Source organism: Photorhabdus machadonis, from assembly GCF_052657765.1.
Genome location: NZ_CP199761.1, coordinates 2,145,804 through 2,162,971 on the forward strand (window position 1 = coordinate 2,145,804; position 17,168 = coordinate 2,162,971).

Consider the following 17,168-nt stretch of genomic DNA (forward strand, 5'->3'; position numbering starts at 1 on the left):
CAGAATTTTTGCGATAAAGACTAGACATATTATCATGCTATAGAGCATAATTCTGCGCCATGGAAGGATGGCCGAGCGGTCGAAGGCAGCGGTCTTGAAAACCGCCGATGGGAAACCATCCTAGAGTTCGAATCTCTATCCTTCCGCCAAATACTAACCCCATGCATACTGTGCATGGGGTTTTTTCATTGTGGTATGTCACTCAACTGATGATTAATCCATTTCCATGACCGTAAGGTGCCCATTCATAGATGCGCTGCTATCAGAGCCTTTTTCGTAAGCAAAAGGTAGGTGGCCTACCGAATCTCAAATATTGAGTATATGTACCGGTTTTGGTGTTCTGGTGGTGTCCACGATTTATTGATGAGAATGATTGGCAACCATAACGTTTGCTGAGACAGATTCTTATTCAATAAAACCGTGGAAATAGACCATAGAAAGAGTAAGAAATTAAGCTTGTTGAATCAGCATCGCGACCGCAGCGCCTAACATAATAACCGATGCGCCCCTATACATAAGCTGTTGCGCGCGCTGGCTTGATAACAGATGCCGAATACTGAGGGCACCGAAAATAAATACCGCTCCCACGGCGAGTAAGACAAAAATAGTCAATGGTACCAACATGAAACCCCAGATTTGCAACGAGATAGATTCCATGTTAATGACCAAAGGTAACAGTGCAAGATAGAAGGCAATAGTTTTAGGGTTGCCTAACGTTATGGTCAGACCAGATAAACATGCCGCCGCCAGTTCTTTTTTATTTGTTGATTGACCGTCACCAATGGGTTGATGATCTGCAAACCAGAATTGCCATGCCAAATAACTCAAATATAATGCAGAGCCCCATTTCACAACAGCAAATAAGGTGTCAAAGTGGTTCGCGATAATGGACAAACCAAATATAGCAAAAGACAAATAAGTGAGATCGCCAATAACCAGGCCAAATAACATACTAAATGCAGTTAACGCACCACCATTCACGCTTCTGGCAACCACGGCTGCCATACCTGGGCCTGGTATCGCGGCCGCAACAGCAAGTGCCGCTGTATAAGTGAGTATTTGTGACACTTCTAGCATATATTTCCTCTCAAAAATAACACATCGAAATAATTAAACACAGAAATGTCACTTGCGTATGCAAGTGACAGTTTCACCTAAAATAGTTAAGACATTTTTGTTAGTTGTCGAATGACTTCCCGGGAAAATACCATATCCTGGACTGCCAAACCGACGGATTGGAATATAGTAACACCTTGCCCAGGCAAACGGACATGAGATTGGGAAACGGTACCTATTTCTATTCCAATCGTTGATTCGCTGAGAATGCCTTTCTCCCGTGCTTTAATGACAGATTGCGAAGCCGCCAATACCGATTCGTTGGAATCAGTAAACAGGGTAGTATTGCTATACACATCTTCGTTCAGTTCCTGGAATCCCAGTGCCGAAGCGCCGATGGCATTGACATGGCATTTAGCCGGTAACTCTTCTCTACTGATTATAGGGTTTCGTGATGCTGTGGTTGTGCAAATAATGTCACTATTGAGCACCGCCTCAGCAGGTGAGGCTTTGATCGAAATAGCAAGGTTGAGCGTTTTATCACACCATGTGGCAAACTCATGGCATCTTTCCTCACTGCGACCCCATAGCGTGACTTTCTTAATAGGACGAACATATAGCATAGCTTGCAAATGTGCTCTTGCCTGTAGACCCGTGCCAAGTATCGCCAACCGGCTGGCATCTTTTGCAGCGAGAAGATGGGTTGCATAAGCAGAAGCGGCTGCGGTGCGAATTTCGGTGATAGCTCCGGCATCCACTACAGCCATACCTGAAACACCTGGCTCGTCGTAAACCAGCACACTACCAACGTGTGAAGGCTTATTGCCATCATGTTGAAACTTCACTACCACCGACTTTAACCCAAATCCTTTATATGGCCCCTCCTTTATATAAATTGGCATGGTGCCCATTAAGCTACCGTCTTCGCCTTTCACGATATTGCGTAAAGGTTGCTCTACTTTTCTTTCCGATTGCAATTTAAACGCTATTTCACTTAGTTTAAGACTCAGTTCCATTGTCAAATAACGTACAACGGCTTCTTTATCGACATAAAGCATCTTGATGCCTTTCAATATCCGTGATCAGTTAGAGGTCGCCCAGCTTGAAATTATCATCAATTTCAGTTCCGGCAATGCTATTGAGAATGGTAGACATATTCTTTTGAGAAACACCTAACACGACATCCAACATATTCTCTTTACTGAAGCCACGGCTTAAGAACAAATCGATGGCACTTCTTTTCAATTGTCCCCGGCAGTAAATAACATCTACAGTGAATTCACGCAGTGCTAATAATCGTGGGGAGAGATCATCGGTTTTTTCAATTAATGCTTTAACTGTTTTTTTATCCACACCATTATGAACGGCAATAAAAGCATGTGCTTGAATGGTATAGTCACAACCATTTTCTACCCCAGTTGTGATCCACACTACGGCCTTTTCTTCTTCATTCAGTGAGCTATCAATAAATAAATCATGTGCGCGTTGATAAGCGGCTAATAGTGAAGGAGATTCCGACATATAACCACTTTGGTTAGGTACCCAGCCAAAATCATCAATGGAACTCTGAAGTAATCTCTTGCTCTTTTCAGGTGTAGTAGTAATTGAGTGTAAAGTAAGTAAAGACATAATAACCTCCGTATATCGAAATTTTAAATAGATCTATACCCAAGAAACTTCAAGATGCAGTTTTTAGCACCTGAAAATGGTCATTAATTCTAGACATCAGCGAGTCCGCTATATCCGGTAGCGTTGTGGTGAAAAATTTGAAGACTTTGTCTCGAAATTCATGTTTATCAGCGAAATAACGGTTATTTCGAACATGTTCATTCATGACCTTCCATAATCGCTCTATCGGGTTTAAATTTGGGCTATAGGGAGGAAGATAATGTAACTCAATATTGCTAACATAAGCCCACTCCTTCACAAGATGAGCTTTGTTGTAACCCGCCCCATCCACAATAAGATGAATTTTTTGATGATAGTCAGGATAAGACTTCCTTATTTCGTTGAAAAAACAGCAAATGTTGTAGTCATTGATGGTTTGATATTCCTGGAACACCGTACGACCAATGGCATTCAGGTTGAGCGCGCCCAATATATTCAGGCGAGTTCGGCTTCCTGTTGTCTTGACGGTTTTTTTCTCGCCTTTTCGCATCCAGCCATAACCGAGTTTGGTGCCTTGAGTCGGGTGAACAGCGTCAAGAAAAAGGATGGGTTCATCTTTCGCTGTGATTTTAAGATTTTCATAATATTCAATAAATTGTATCTGTTTTTCTGCCTCGAATTTATGAGGGACACCACAAGGTTTTTTATAAGAAAAACCCTGACGGTGTAGCCATTTATTCATGCCGGGAATGCTAAAGGTAATATTCCAGAGCTGAGCAACATAGGCCACGATTTCATGGGTGTGATGGAAAAGATGTTGAGATAAGTGGTTGATTAAAAAATCAGTTTGCTCTCGAGAAAGCAAACTATCAGACCCCCCATTATCAGATTTAAGTTTACCTTGATTAAGATAATCACTGATATGGCGGTCAACAGTGGTCTGATGGAGTCGCAATGCCTGGGCTATCATCACAGAACTCCACCCTTCAGAAGCCAGAAGGATCGCTTTTATTCTGTCTCGTACTTGGCCATCACGAGTGGTGTCGTGAAGACGTTCAAGTTTGATTTTTTGTTCTGATGTAATAAATATTTTCATAGCGAGGATAATGATCTCCATTTCGGATAAAATCAAGCATCTTCAATGATTACGGGTATATACCCGTTATCTTTCAAGTTGCCTCTTTGTTGGCTGTACTCACTCACCCCGGTCACATCGTTATCTATGCTCCCGAGGATTCGCTCCCTTGCCGCCGCGATCCATCTTGAAATCCATAGGGTATATAATAGTTGCATATTTCAGAGCAATATTGGCTCTTATGCAGATTTAAATACTGACCAAAGCATTTTAATTGGTCGAATATGAGAAATAAATTTTAATTTGTGTAATTTTGCTGCCACTTCCGTTGTTAGTGCGGCATCTACCTCTGAATTGGCGACCGCTTTTGCGGCTGAACTTGTTGAGTCTTTAAAAATGATATCCACTATTTTCAGGTTATCAGGCAGCAATTCTGGAATTAACGCTTTTGGTGCCGGATGGCTTGCAATGATGATGTTATCTTTAGTTAATTCGTCACGAATAGCTATACCATAATTCGGTGTATAATTTAAAAATGCGGCCGACAAATTAAATCTATTGTCCATATAAAACTCACTAATGTTGTGATAAGCGTTGGCTACCACTAATGCTTGGCAGTTATTTAAAATAATTTGACTGCTGGCTTCTTCGTAAGTATTACATAGAACAATTTGGTAACTTTTGGCGACTTTATTTTCAATTGCAAATTCACCAAAACGGATAGCGGATTGTTCACTACTTGTACCTGATGGGCCTAAAGTCGCTATATTTAAAACATCAAATATATCTTTATCGAAACTAAAAAAAACACACTCCATGGTGTCTCCTGGGCTTACACTAATAAACTGGACTTAACCAATGTGAAAACTCGCCTATTCTGCCTCTAATTATTTCTTGATAATCTTTAGCGATAACATTGGCTATGGAATCTTCTTTTTGGATATATGATATATCGTCTATTTGCGAAACAATTGATATTTCAATGCCAGTACCTGTTAAGAAACAGGCATCTGCTTCATAGAGATCTTTTTGTTGAACTTCTGACTCAATACAGGGAATACTATGGAATTTACAAATATCGAAAACAGATTGTCTGGTTATTCCATTAAGAATGCCAGAGCTAAGAGATGGTGTAATAACACAATTATCTTTAACAATAAAAACATTTGATGTACTTGCTTCAGCACACATGCCTTGTTCATTCAGCATAATGGCATCATCAAATCCGTGCTCTTTGGCATCTTCGTAAGCAAGTGCAGAATTAACATAGGTGCCGGTAATTTTGGCAGAAGAGGGAATTGCTGCATTCGATACACGTCGCCATTTTGAAATCAGACACTTGGAAGCCGTTTTTTTAGCATAAGCGCCCATCGGTAACATATTAATACAGAGAGTTGAGTCTACACCACTTAACTTAACGCCAAATTTCTCACCAGGCATTAATGATTTTTTAAGTGCTAATGGTCTTATATAAATGTCTTGTTTAAATCCGTTTTTAATAATGATGTTTTTGGTAATATCGATCAATTCATGACAGGTATAAGGTATTTCAATTTTCAGTGTTTTTGCCGATTGAATTAACCGTTCATAGTGCTCATGTACCCTAAATAAATTGAGTTGGTTGTTATCCTGGTCCCAATAAGCCCGTATCCCTTCGAATATACCGGTACCATAATTTAAAGCTTGGGTACTTGCGAGAAAGGTTGCGCTGCTAAAGTTGATATATTCTCCGTCTAGAAATACAATCCAATCTTTATGAACCGGACTAACGATATTGGTTGTCATTTAGTTGCTCTCTTTTTCATGATTTCTAAAGCTGAATTTCGCTCAATGTTGTTGCTATCATCTCTTAGGTCATGGATCCGCGCGGCTTTCCAACTGACCATTGCCGCTGTACCAATCAGCCCACCGACATCTCCGACATGTACATTGACCTTCATATTGAACTTGGATTCCATTTTTTCCTTTATTTTATTAATGAGTGACGCATCATTTAATTCATCACTTGGCTCTAATGTTATTTTCAGTTCATCTGTACCAGATATATTGTTGATTTCAATAAAGTATTCAAAACAATATTCAAGCTCTTCAAATACTGCGTTTTCAATGTCAAAAGCGTACACATTGGTATTATTCAACACTAATACATCTTTTACTCTGCCGATAGGCTCGATTTCCCAGCGATTTAAGCCGATTGCTTTGCATCGAACCATATCCCCTGTTCTGTATCGAATCAGTGGCTTATTCCCTTTATATAAGTGTGTAATCACTAATTCACCGGCAACGTGGTTATCTCCAACATTTAATTTTTGATGAGTAAAAGGACAAATCAGCTCATAATAATTATTGAATGGAATAGTAATAAGCTTGTTAGTATCGTTGCAAGCCGCCAAAATTGAGGTTTCTTGCGATGCATACATGCAGTTATAAATTTTGGCTCCCCAATTTCGGGATAAATTTCTTAATCTATTTGGCGTAATAAGTTCACCAAGCACTAAAATGATTTCGATACCTAATTTCTGTGGATTACATCCATTGTCACGACAATATTTTAGCAACTCAGCAGCGACCGCAGGGGTACAAACTAAAGCGGTTATTTTGAGATCTTGTATCAGCCTTAGCACTCTGTGCATACCGACAACAGGTGAACGAGGCCACATTTTGATGACGGTATGTCCTAAACTGCGAAATACATCTTCAAATGTATCGCCGGTAGAGTGCAATTCCGTTGGCCCCATGACGCCAATAATATGTTGTTTATCTTCTTGGTTAAAAATAGACTCATATTGCAGTGTCAGAAAACTATTATTCACTAAAGAATCTATTTCATTCCGGGGGCAAGGTGTTGAAGGCCCGGTTGTACCTGTTGTTTCATAATATATCCAGGCGTTATTCAGGTTGTCAGAAGATATTGTGTTCCCTGCTTTACTTAAATCTGACTTTGTTGTAAAGGGAAGTTTTTCAATGAGTGAAGATAGATTGTTATCATCATTCGAATTTATTGCATTCAGACGCTCATTATAGAAAGATGATCCATCTTTTGCATAATTGATGATTTCTTTCAATTTTCCATATTGTATTTCTTCCAGGGCAGATATATCTATCTTTCCAGACATATAGTGTTTTAATTCAGCCAGGTATTTCAGCCCTAATTCATGAAGATCGCTTCTAAAAATAGAATACATAATGTGTTACCTGTAAAGTGGTAAGTTGCCAGTGAGTTTATTGATATCTTTCTTTGGTCCAACTATGCCAATTCCAGATAACTTCAATTCATCAGAATGTTCAGCGGATAATTTCCCTTCATATTCCTCATATGTTCTGCATGATTGAGCCAAACAAGAAAAAGGGCTCAACTTAAAATTATCGTCAGATTTTAATTTATGATGAATAGCATCCAGAACATCATGGCTTGCTTTCAAAATAGGCAGAGGTGTTTTAACAACACCGGGATAACAAATGCTGTCTTTACTAAAAACATCGTGCCCGACGATTCCGTTGATAGTTTTACCGATTGAAACACTAATGACACTTAATGCATTCATTGCCAAACCAAGTGGCAGGCTATCAGCAATAACGACTACGCTTTTATGCAGACTTTCGTCAAACTCCATACTACTTTCCTATTAACTGAGCAAAATTGATTAATTTATTTCTGTCGATAATAATATCCGAAACGGTCCATGTACTGATTTCTTTCCATAACACCACGCCTTCTACATGATCGGGATGATTTATATATATATTCAGGTCTTCGTAACTTTCAAAGTAGCCAATTAAACTAAAATCAACCGATTGCTTTCTATCTACTGTACTGCGACCACAAAACCATCCTTTTATTTCACTTATCTCATTTATATGATTTAAAGTCACTTTCTCTGCTAATATAGCCTGTTCGCTATCCCAGTTTATTCCATCCTTGAAGGTAAAAAAAACTTGATGTGCGATTAAGCTATTTTTGCCCGGCATAATTTACCTCATAATTAGTGATTTTGAGTTATAATAACATATGGAAATAGTCTGATTTACACCTAATCCTAGCGCATACCTGATTTAGTTTTTTTGATTTGCGTCTAATTTAAATATCATATTGCATTTATAGCAGTCAACTATTTCCAGATGGTAATAAATTAAAGATAAGTAGAAAGATTGCCGTTTGGTCAAGGATAGAAAATCTGCTATAGCTCGCCTTTGGTGTGTTAAAAAGAAGCCTAATTGGGTACTGGAATGGTTTCCTATCTACTCTACTTTTTGAAAACTTGTTTTGTGGTCTTTGTTTGAGTATCTGTTTTTTAACATGTAACAAACCTTCATATAATTTGGGGACTTTGAATGTCCTGTCTTCCCTGCCTGTCAGACAATAAGGCTGTTTTATGACCAGTGGCTATCTTCTAATAGGCGGCAGTAGCCTTACATTAGAGTGCCTTGAGATAGTTGTATGTCGTTGAATTGGTCACTAATAATAGAGTTTTGGCGGTGTTTTTACATAATTTATTATTTATGCTTGATTGTTTGCAGCAGATTGTCATATACTGCGCTCGCTTTCAGGGGCTACCCCTGAAATACGCCGGCTTAGCTCAGTTGGTAGAGCAACTGACTTGTAATCAGTAGGTCACCAGTTCGACTCCGGTAGCCGGCACCAAATCAAATGAGGATCCGCCATTTTCTTAGAAGATGGCGGATTTTTTCATGCCTATTGTCCAGGAGTACTGTTTATATATCCAGATGAATTCGCCGTTTTTCGTTACAATTTCTTGTTAAAACGGGTATTGAATTAAAGGTATAAGTACCTGCATAAAATTAACAGTTCATCAGGTTGAAATAGTTAAAACAGAAATAAAATAAATACAAACTTTCAGGTGATACGGGTTTATTTATGCTTGTCAAAGTTAACCGAGAGAAATATTAGTGTTTGTGATGTCAGTCTTTCAGGCGTAAGAAAATGTTTGCTATGGCGTGTATTTATCTATTAGTCTGATGGCGTCGGGAAAAAAAGAGATGAGGTATGGCAGAGATAGCGGAAGGTATTGATATTGTAAAAACGTATTAGATAAATGTCGCTTCAGACTAGAAAAATATTTTCTACAAACTGTCTATTGAATAGTATGAGTTAAAAAACTCGTTGGTCACAAGAAGAATATATTTGACAGCGTTAAAACTTTTTTCATGGATATTTACCTGATAATTGGTAATTTTCCGTTGGCACCATGAGTCCTATTTATGCTTTAAATGTTTTGTTTAATTTGGTTAAGATATTTGAAACACTGTTGGTTAAATCCTGTATTTACGCTGGTTTATCGTTTATTGCTATACCAACAGTATGATTTCTGTATCCTTGATTTCGGTGTAGAAACCCGCATTTCACGACCGATCCGGAATATTTTTTACACTTTAATATCTATGAGATAAAAATCTGTGCTATTTTTTTATTTAATGTATTTTTTTATCTTATAATAAGAGGGGCTGGTATGTTGTTTAAGTATTTTCGAGAAACAATAAAGAGTATTCGTATTATTTTAGGCTCTGAGTATTTTCAAAGAAGGTATATTTAAGGGTTAAAAGAAGCTTGTAAAGTTAAATAAATAATATTTAGATGAGGAAGAAAAACACCTTGTGGCCATTTGGATTAACAACGATGTTATGAGTTTGCCGCTAAAGTTAAGCCTGATCGAAACAAGGATTATTTAGTATTTTCATTTAATAGATTCAGTAAGAAGATGTATTTAAACGATGTAGTTAAGCAACAAAGAAACACAGAAATAGAGAATGAGAAATTTGTTATAATACCGAATGCATGGATGCATGAGACCATACCGAAAATAATTTTTACTACTATTTGTTACTAAAAGTTAAAAGGTCAAAATGTATGCGCAATATTCAACAAGTTTTAGAGCGTTGGGGCGGTTGGGTTGATGATGACACTGGTGTCAATTGGCCACCAATCGCTGCTGGATTTAAAGGTCTGATTACGTCAACTCGTCCATTACGTCCTTCTTGCTGTGATAACGATGGTTTGATCATTGATGCTTGTATAGCGAAGCTACAGACGGTAGATAAGTCTGAAGAAATTGAAGTTTTATTTATGTACTACGCTTTAAGGCTTTCTAAACGGTCCATAGCGCGTTTACTTGAAGTATCGGATATTGAAGTGCGTTCCCGGTTACAAAAGGGAGAAAGTTTTGTACAGGGATGTCTGGCTATGCTCGATATTAAGTTAGAAATGGATGATGAAATACGAGAGCACAAAAAGCTTACGCGTACGCAAAAAGCTATGGTAGTGTACTAATCAGTTAAAGTTGCGAATAAGCGCTAAAGCTAATAAGCCCCGATATTCTTATCGGGGCTTATTTCATTCGGCTTTTGCAGCATCTGCTATTACGTAGCGATAGAAGTGAAAATTTAAATAATCATTGTAGAGGTCGCATTTTGTTGCGGCCTTTTTCGTATTTGCCACCGCGAATCGCTCACACCTATTTCCTTATTTTTGCGGTCGGTATCCCTGTTAAATCAATCATAACCCGCTATTGGGAACGAAGCTTGTATTGGGCTTGGTTTACCCAGGAACATGGTGCGTTATTGCTGTTTGATGGAGGTGTTTTTGATGAGCAACGGTAGTGATAAAGCTGGTTGGTTAACGTCTGTCACTCCTGGGCCTGAGTACGATGAGGAACTGGAGCACACTCTGAGTTGTTGGGTGAGTGGTGTTTCTGGATTGCCTGACGATAAAGTGCGTTCCCGATGGACATCCGTACAATCGCCACCGTTACCAGTGGATGATGACGGGTGTGATTTTGGCATTATGGGTTTTATTTCGGATGTTACGCCTGCTTTTGAGAACCAGACAGAAGAAAGTACTGAATTATGGCGCCATGAAGAAATCGAATGCTTAGTTTCATTTTATGGCCCGAACTGCCAGCGGTACGGCACCTGTTTTCGTGATGGGCTGGTGGTCAGTCAGAACAATGACGAATTGGGACGTTTTGGCCTCTCAGTAGATAAATCCGGCCAGTTGGTTGCCTTACCTGAGCTTATCAATAACCAGTGGGTGCGTCGTTACGACATGACGATCACCTTGCGGCGAAAAGTAGTGCGTGAATACGGTGTTAAATCACTGGTGGAAGCGCCTGTCAAATTCTTTGGAGATTAAATTATGCAGGGTTTACCTGTTTCAAACATTATCAATGTCACGTTGAATATGGCTCCTCATGCGGCCCAGTCCCGGAACTTTGGTGCGTTACTGATAGTCGGCGCAAGCAACGTGATCAACACTCAAGAACGTTTACGTCTGTATTCTGATATTGATGGTGTCGGTACTGATTTTGGACTGACTTCACCGGAATATCAGGCCGCAGCGCTTTATTACTCCCAGTCACCACGCCCGGTTGATTTATATATTGGTCGATGGGCTAAAGACAACGTTATTTCCTCTTTGCAGAGTGCAATACTGAATAAGCAACAGCAAACAATCAATAAATTTACTGCTGTAACGGATGGCTCTTTTAAATTAATGATTAATGGTAAAGAGATGATATGCAGTGGTATTGATTTTAGTAAAGAGACGAATCTTAATGGCGTTGCCCAACGGGTAGAGGATAAGTTGAAAGATTGTTCGGTCACTTATGACATGGCATCTTCACGTTTCACCATCGTACCGCATTCTTCGGGCATGATGGATTATATCTTACCGGCAACGACCGGAACTTATATTGGCGAACTGTTAAAACTGGATGAAGTCTCTGGCGCTATGGTTACCGAACCGACTAAAGCCGAAACGATTGCAGAGGCGGTGGCAACATTGGGAGCGTTGTCCAGTGGTTGGTACGGGCTGGTTATTGCTGATGATTCACTGGCGGATAAAGATATTTTGTCTGTTGCTGACTACATCGAATCTGCATCGGTTTCTCGTATCTATGGGCATACAGTACAGAAAACAGAGGTATTGGATGCTGACGTTGCTACTGATATCGGAACACAACTGAAAGGCGGAAACTATCAGCGCACGCTCTGGCAATATTCATCGGGTAAACCGTATACCGCCGCTTCTCTGATGGGACGGATGTTTACCGTCAATTTCAATGGCAATAACACCACCATTACCCTGAAATTCAAACAAGAACCGGCTGTGACGGCGGAAAGCCTGACAGCAACGCAAGCTAACGCCTTGAAGAAGAAAAACGGCAACGTTTTTGTTAAATACAACAACGATACGGCCATTATCCAGGAAGGTGTCATGGCGAACGGCGATTTTATTGACGAGCGCCACGGTCTGGATTGGTTGCAGAACTACGTTCAGAACAATCTTTATAACTTACTTTACACCAGCACCAGCAAGATCCCGCAGACTGATGAAGGTGTCACGCGTTTGATTACTAATGTTGAACAGTCACTTGATCAAGCGGTAACCAATGGATTGATTGCTCATGGTGTATGGGGGGGCGATCCCATTGGTGCGCTGAATAGCGGCGCAACGTTGACGAAAGGTTATTACGTTTACGCACCACCCATTGCGACACAAGCGCAGGCTGATAGGGAAGCCCGAAAAGCACCGGTTATCCAGTGTGCTATCAAATTAGCCGGGGCTATTCACTACGCTGATGTCATTATTAATGTAAACAGATAAGGGTTGAAAATGGCTACATATTCTTTTCTTGATGTCTCCGCGTCTATTACCGGAGTTGGCGGTTCTTTTGATCTTGGTAACGGCGCAGCCCTCTCTGATGAGGGTATCACTGTCACAATGTTAGAAAGCAAAAACACCATGACCACAGGGGCAGACGGTGAAGTGATGCATTCATTGCATGCGTCCAAATCTGGCACTATCACCGTTAACTTACTTAAAACCAGCCCGGTGAACGCCAAACTGAACGCGATGCTGAGTACACAATCGCTTTCATCGGCAGCATGGGGTAATAACGTGATTGTTATTCGCAATAAACAGAGTAACGACACAGCTGTTGCCCGTTCTGTCGCATTTCAGAAGCAGCCGGATTTGCAGAATGCTAAAGCCGGCGGTACCGTTGCCTGGGTATTTGATTGCGGAAAAATTGACATCATGTTAGGCACATTCTAACGAATTGACTTCATAGACGCTGAAACAACGCTCAAGCCAGCATTAGATTTATATTTCAGTGGCTTGAGCGGTTTTTCGGACAAGTTTTAAGGGATGATTATGGAATTTGAAATTGACGGTAAAAAGTATCGCAGCGGCAAACTGAACGCTTTTCAGCAACAGGATCTGGCAGTGGCTTTGGCTCCAGCCATTCCGGCACTTGGGCCGCTCATGAAAAAAATTGTTACAGACAGAAATGATGATGGTGCGACGGGCTTTGAAGAACTAATTCCTTACTTGATTGAATCAATCAATGCGCTGGGAAAATCTAACCGGCATGAAATTAATGATATTTGTTTATCAGTGGTTTCCCGAGAACAGAATGGTATCTGGAGCAAGATTTATGAATCTAATGGTCAGGTATTGATGTTCGATGACATCAATGGCTTAGAATTGTTGAAAATTGTGGGCGTTATTATCAGAGACTCATTGGGAAATTTTTTTCCCGCCCCATTAGAGAGCGCAGTGTAATTCCAGGACGAGCCAGCTTAAATTTTGAAACCCTGCCGGAAGGGCGTGATTACCTGTTACGCCCGGTCATTTCGGGTATGTGCCGTTATGAATCTTTGAAAGATGGCGTTCTTGACCTGGCTGATATTGCACTGATGAATGATGCCCTTGACGTTAAATCGGAAAATGAGGCCATGATAGAGAGGTGGCGAAGTGAGCAATGACACTGAAACAATTGAAGATTTCCTGGGATCACTTAGGTTTGATGTTGACGAAGTGGGACAGCGTAAATTCATGGCTGTTATCACCGAAGTAATGGCTAATGTTCTCAAAATGCGGGCGGAAATTGAAAACGCGGCATTCGCGGTGGTTAACTTCACAACTCAAATAGCTGATGGCTTGAATAAGCTCTATTGGCAGTCACAGAAAACAGGTGCAACAGCTGAAAAAATTAAAGCCATTGGCTATGCCGTCAGTCAGGCTGGGGGAAGTATTGAAGGATTCAATCAATCACTTGAGGGGGTTGCCAATTCACTCCATAAAAATCCCGATAGTGAGGGATTGTTGCAAAACATAGGCGTTCGGACTCGGGATGCAAATGGTAACCTTCGAGATACAGCATCTCTGGTGGTACAAGCGGGTGAGCAGTTATCAAAAATGCCGCTGGATCGCGCTAATCAATACGCCAGCAGACTGGGTATTGATGAAAACACCTTGATGGCTATGCGTCGTGGGATTGGTGAATATGTCTCTGAATATCAGGGCATGATGAAAACCATCGGTTATAACCCTACCAGAGCGGCGCAGCAGTCCAATCAGTTTATGACACATATGAATTCCTTAAACAGCTTGTTTGGGATGATGAAAGAAAAAATAGGTGCAGATTTGGCGGGAGAATTGATTAAGAATATTGAATCATTTCAACAAACTATCCTGCTTAATTTCCCTGAAATAGAAAAGGTTATCACTCGTGTATTGCATGTCATACTGAATCTGGCTGATGGCATAACACTATTGGTAAGTCGGGTCGGTGAAGCTATCAGTGATTTAATTGACGGGTGGGACAGGCTGGATGGCAGTACGAAAACCGTTGTTAAATCGCTTGGTGGTTTACTGCTTGCATGGAAACTCTTAAATATGGCCTTTATGACTTCGCCGATAGGGATGATTACGTCATTGGCTGCGGCATTGCTCTTGCTTTATGAGGACTATAAGGTTTGGAAACAGGGAGGGAAACATTTTATCGATTGGGATAAATGGAAACCTTATATTGATGAGTTTCTTAAAGCCATTGAAAAAATTGCAGGTTGGATAAATGAAGGGGCTAAGGCTGTTGGAGGTTGGGAAAACGTATTAAAGGGGTTTGCGGCTTTCGTTGCAGTTTCATGGGCTGCGAAGATGATCAAAGGAATATCCAGCGTGACAAATGCCGTTCTTAGCTTGGCTAAAGCATCAAAATCTGTCACCGCCAGTGGAATATTGGGTAAAGCAGGCGTTGCTGGTGTAGTTGCTGTTGCATCAGAGCCGTATATTGATAAGGCACTCAATCGGGCTTTTGGTGGGTATAATTATTTTCAGAGAATTAGGACAGCGAAAACTTGGGACGATTTTGGCTCTGCCCTTATTGGAGAAGGCAATGCCTATTGGGATGAAAAAGGGAATTGGGTAGATAAACGCGGGGAAAGCACAACCCCGAAAGGGTATTCTCTATTCGCGGCAGATATTCCTGGAGATGCTCCTGTAGTAGCCAATAAATCAGATAAGACGACAGCAGGGAGGCAAAATAACAATCCAAACAATATTAATGTTAGACATCAGATGGCGGTGATACTTGAAAGCCATCCTAAAATGGGTGTTGATAAGAATGAATTTATTCATTTCGGTGCTGCGATGATCGGACCGCCACCGAATAAACCCTCAAAATTGGCTGGACATCTGAATAATGTCGCTCATTCTTTGAAAAATATTTCGATTGATCCCCGAATGATCCGTGGTGCGGTGACCAATATCAACAGCATGATGAATCATCAGATACTGACTCCCCATTTACTACTGCATGCGCCAATACCCACTGGCAATAATGTAATGGGGATAGGAGAAGTTAATTACCATATTGAGGTTAACGGCGTTGAATCTCCCAGAGAGGCGGCCAGACTGACTGGGGAAACAGTAGAACGCACTCACAGTATGCTACTTCGAAATATGCAAACACAGGTGAGATAACAATGGATATATTATCAGTCATGTTTTCTCAGCAAACGAGAAAAATAGGTGTCATTGTACCGAGTGTTGTTATTTCAGAAACCCATACAGATACATCTAATATAACAGATCATCCGGTCCAGCAAGGGGCGATAATCAGTGATCATGCTTATGACACACCATCAGAAGTGACAATGAGCTTAGGTTTTGCTGGTGGCGGTTCGTTGCTTGATGTTGTGGATACCACAAAGGTATTTGATATTTCTACCGGATTGAGCCTGGGAACCAACCCACGTGCGGTATATCAACAACTACTTGATCTGAAATCATCATATAAACCTTTTGATGTTGCGACAGGGAAACGTTTATACAACAACATGTTAATTCAAAATATGAGTGTTACGACAGATAAAGCCAGTGAAAATGTTCTGTCAGTCACTTTAACTTTACGTGAAGTTATGATTGTTGAAACATCGCCGAATAAGACTGCGCCGGCGGAAAATATGAAACATTCTGAAGATACTGCGCCTGTGGTTAATGTTGGAATCAAAGTCACGGTGAAGCCGTCATTACCACAAAGAATTCTTGACTTTGTTATAGAACGAGGTAAAAAATGGCTGGGATTGTAGAAATTCCTTTATCACCTAAAAACCAGCAATTTGATGTTCAACTAAATGGAATTAACTATAAAATGCGTTTGATGTGGCGTGATATTGCGGGTTGGATCCTGGATATTATGACACCGGACAGTGAACCAATAGTCAATGGCTTACCGCTGGTTTTTGGAGTTAATCTGCTTGAACAATATTGTCATCTTGGTTTTAATGGTTCATTAATCTTTTATGGCGATATAAATCAGCAGAAACCTTACAGGAATAATCTTGGCAGGGAGGATAGATTATACTTTGTAGTAAGTTAGTTTGGTAAAAGTGAAGGTAAAATATGGTGAAGCAAATTATCCTGTGACTGTTAGCGTTAATACTATCAAAACAAGCCATTGCCTCTGGTGCCTGTCCAGTCGATACCGATATCTTTTCTCTTAACAAAGGGCATGAGCTTTGTTTTAAAGGAACAGTGTTATTGGATGATATTGACGGCCCCCATAAAATTTTATCGACTATTATATCCAAAGATGGAAAGGTTGCTGGAAAACTGATTTCATATCCGGCAAAGAATGAAGATCCAGATGATGATTGTTGTGCTTATAGTTATGCTTTATATTTAAAGCAGATAAAAAGTGATGGTAAAATTGAATCAGAGATAGTGGTTGCAGGAAAAGGAAATACTGCGATTGAGATAGGATATGATAAAAAACTGTGTCCAACGTTGGGTATCAGTTTTTCTCCCGATGCATCTAAAACATACATTGAGTGCATGATGGTAACAGGGGGAAATGAAATTAGATTTGTTGATAACAAAACAGGAAAAATATCTGATGTCATTGTACGTGGGAATGGACTTGATATTGTAGGTTCAGGCAAATATGAAGGCTATATCGTTCGGGGACTTGTGAGACTTCTTGGGAACAGGAAGCCAGGTACGGTAAAAAGGCGATGACAAGCCCACCGTTCCTGTGAATGGGCACCAGCGATGGTGCCGTCATTTATAGAATCTTATTCCGATGCAGTTTTATAGCCACAATCTTTAACTTCCCATGATTTGTTACAC

The 17,168-nt window shown here is 40.3% G+C and carries 19 protein-coding genes and 2 tRNA genes; 12 read left to right on the top strand and 9 right to left on the bottom strand.

The genetic code is table 11. The annotated features are described in order from the left end of the window. The first annotated feature begins 61 nt into the window (after window positions 1-61). A tRNA-Ser gene (locus ACUN2T_RS10225) sits at window positions 62-149 on the top strand. A 301-nt stretch (window positions 150-450) separates the two neighbouring features. Here ACUN2T_RS10225 and ACUN2T_RS10230 read toward each other — a convergent pair. The 9 genes from ACUN2T_RS10230 to ACUN2T_RS10270 form a co-directional block, all read right to left on the bottom strand. Beyond that, window positions 451-1,077, bottom strand: a complete 627-nt coding sequence (locus ACUN2T_RS10230) for a LysE family translocator (protein WP_445497362.1) — start codon at window positions 1,075-1,077, stop codon at window positions 451-453. Between the two features lie 86 nt (window positions 1,078-1,163). After that, entirely contained in the window at window positions 1,164-2,114 is a 951-nt protein-coding gene (locus ACUN2T_RS10235; RefSeq protein WP_445497363.1) for an ornithine cyclodeaminase family protein, read from the bottom strand. A 28-nt stretch (window positions 2,115-2,142) separates the two neighbouring features. Continuing rightward, window positions 2,143-2,685, bottom strand: a complete 543-nt coding sequence (locus ACUN2T_RS10240; protein WP_445497364.1) for a carboxymuconolactone decarboxylase family protein — start codon at window positions 2,683-2,685, stop codon at window positions 2,143-2,145. Between the two features lie 49 nt (window positions 2,686-2,734). After that, a complete protein-coding gene (locus ACUN2T_RS10245; protein ID WP_445493927.1) occupies window positions 2,735-3,760 on the bottom strand; it encodes an IS630-like element ISPlu3 family transposase in 1,026 nt (341 codons plus the stop codon). Between the two features lie 218 nt (window positions 3,761-3,978). Continuing rightward, complete coding sequence (locus ACUN2T_RS10250; RefSeq protein WP_445497365.1) at window positions 3,979-4,557, bottom strand: prephenate decarboxylase; 579 nt, start codon at window positions 4,555-4,557, stop codon at window positions 3,979-3,981. A gap of 19 nt (window positions 4,558-4,576) precedes the next feature. Beyond that, window positions 4,577-5,524 (bottom strand): branched-chain amino acid transaminase, encoded by a 948-nt coding sequence (locus ACUN2T_RS10255; RefSeq protein WP_445497366.1) that lies wholly within the window; start codon window positions 5,522-5,524, stop codon window positions 4,577-4,579. Continuing rightward, window positions 5,521-6,924 carry a phenylacetate--CoA ligase family protein gene (locus tag ACUN2T_RS10260; protein ID WP_445497367.1) on the bottom strand — a complete coding sequence of 468 codons (1,404 nt, stop codon included), beginning with the start codon at window positions 6,922-6,924 and terminating at the stop codon, window positions 5,521-5,523. Before ACUN2T_RS10260 ends, ACUN2T_RS10255 begins: the two co-directional genes overlap by 4 nt. A 6-nt stretch (window positions 6,925-6,930) precedes the next feature. Further along, window positions 6,931-7,353 carry a DUF2000 domain-containing protein gene (locus tag ACUN2T_RS10265; protein ID WP_021325278.1) on the bottom strand — a complete coding sequence of 141 codons (423 nt, stop codon included), beginning with the start codon at window positions 7,351-7,353 and terminating at the stop codon, window positions 6,931-6,933. A 1-nt stretch (window position 7,354) separates the two neighbouring features. Further along, on the bottom strand, window positions 7,355-7,708 hold the full coding sequence (locus tag ACUN2T_RS10270; protein WP_445497368.1) for a Dabb family protein: 354 nt from the start codon (window positions 7,706-7,708) through the stop codon (window positions 7,355-7,357). A 597-nt stretch (window positions 7,709-8,305) separates the two neighbouring features. On the opposite strand from ACUN2T_RS10270, the gene ACUN2T_RS10275 reads away from it, so the two are divergent. From ACUN2T_RS10275 to ACUN2T_RS10325, 11 genes are all read left to right on the top strand, one after another. Further along, window positions 8,306-8,381, top strand: a tRNA-Thr gene (locus ACUN2T_RS10275). A 1,224-nt stretch (window positions 8,382-9,605) separates the two neighbouring features. After that, complete coding sequence (locus ACUN2T_RS10280) at window positions 9,606-10,025, top strand: antiterminator Q family protein (RefSeq protein ID WP_445497369.1); 420 nt, start codon at window positions 9,606-9,608, stop codon at window positions 10,023-10,025. A 312-nt stretch (window positions 10,026-10,337) separates the two neighbouring features. Further along, entirely contained in the window at window positions 10,338-10,886 is a 549-nt protein-coding gene (locus tag ACUN2T_RS10285) for a phage neck terminator protein (RefSeq protein WP_445497370.1), read from the top strand. 3 nt (window positions 10,887-10,889) lie between these two features. Then, window positions 10,890-12,359: a DUF3383 domain-containing protein gene (locus ACUN2T_RS10290; protein ID WP_445497371.1), complete on the top strand. Its 1,470-nt coding sequence runs from the start codon at window positions 10,890-10,892 to the stop codon at window positions 12,357-12,359. A 9-nt stretch (window positions 12,360-12,368) separates the two neighbouring features. Next, window positions 12,369-12,809, top strand: a complete 441-nt coding sequence (locus ACUN2T_RS10295; RefSeq protein WP_445497372.1) for a DUF3277 family protein — start codon at window positions 12,369-12,371, stop codon at window positions 12,807-12,809. 99 nt (window positions 12,810-12,908) lie between these two features. After that, window positions 12,909-13,319, top strand: coding sequence for a phage tail assembly chaperone (locus ACUN2T_RS10300; protein ID WP_445497373.1), 411 nt, complete (start codon window positions 12,909-12,911; stop codon window positions 13,317-13,319). Window positions 13,320-13,396: 77 nt separating this feature from the next. Continuing rightward, the gene (locus tag ACUN2T_RS10305; protein WP_021325270.1) at window positions 13,397-13,522 is read left to right on the top strand and encodes a DUF6889 family protein; all 126 of its coding nucleotides are present in this window, start codon (window positions 13,397-13,399) and stop codon (window positions 13,520-13,522) included. Next, window positions 13,512-15,521: a lytic transglycosylase catalytic gene (locus ACUN2T_RS10310; protein WP_445497374.1), complete on the top strand. Its 2,010-nt coding sequence runs from the start codon at window positions 13,512-13,514 to the stop codon at window positions 15,519-15,521. Before ACUN2T_RS10305 ends, ACUN2T_RS10310 begins: the two co-directional genes overlap by 11 nt. Window positions 15,522-15,523: 2 nt before the next feature. Further along, on the top strand, window positions 15,524-16,129 hold the full coding sequence (locus ACUN2T_RS10315; RefSeq protein WP_445497375.1) for a phage baseplate protein: 606 nt from the start codon (window positions 15,524-15,526) through the stop codon (window positions 16,127-16,129). After that, window positions 16,114-16,419: a phage baseplate plug family protein gene (locus ACUN2T_RS10320; RefSeq protein ID WP_445497376.1), complete on the top strand. Its 306-nt coding sequence runs from the start codon at window positions 16,114-16,116 to the stop codon at window positions 16,417-16,419. Before ACUN2T_RS10315 ends, ACUN2T_RS10320 begins: the two co-directional genes overlap by 16 nt. A 161-nt stretch (window positions 16,420-16,580) precedes the next feature. Beyond that, entirely contained in the window at window positions 16,581-17,057 is a 477-nt protein-coding gene (locus tag ACUN2T_RS10325) for a hypothetical protein (protein WP_445497377.1), read from the top strand. Window positions 17,058-17,168: the final 111 nt, after the last annotated feature.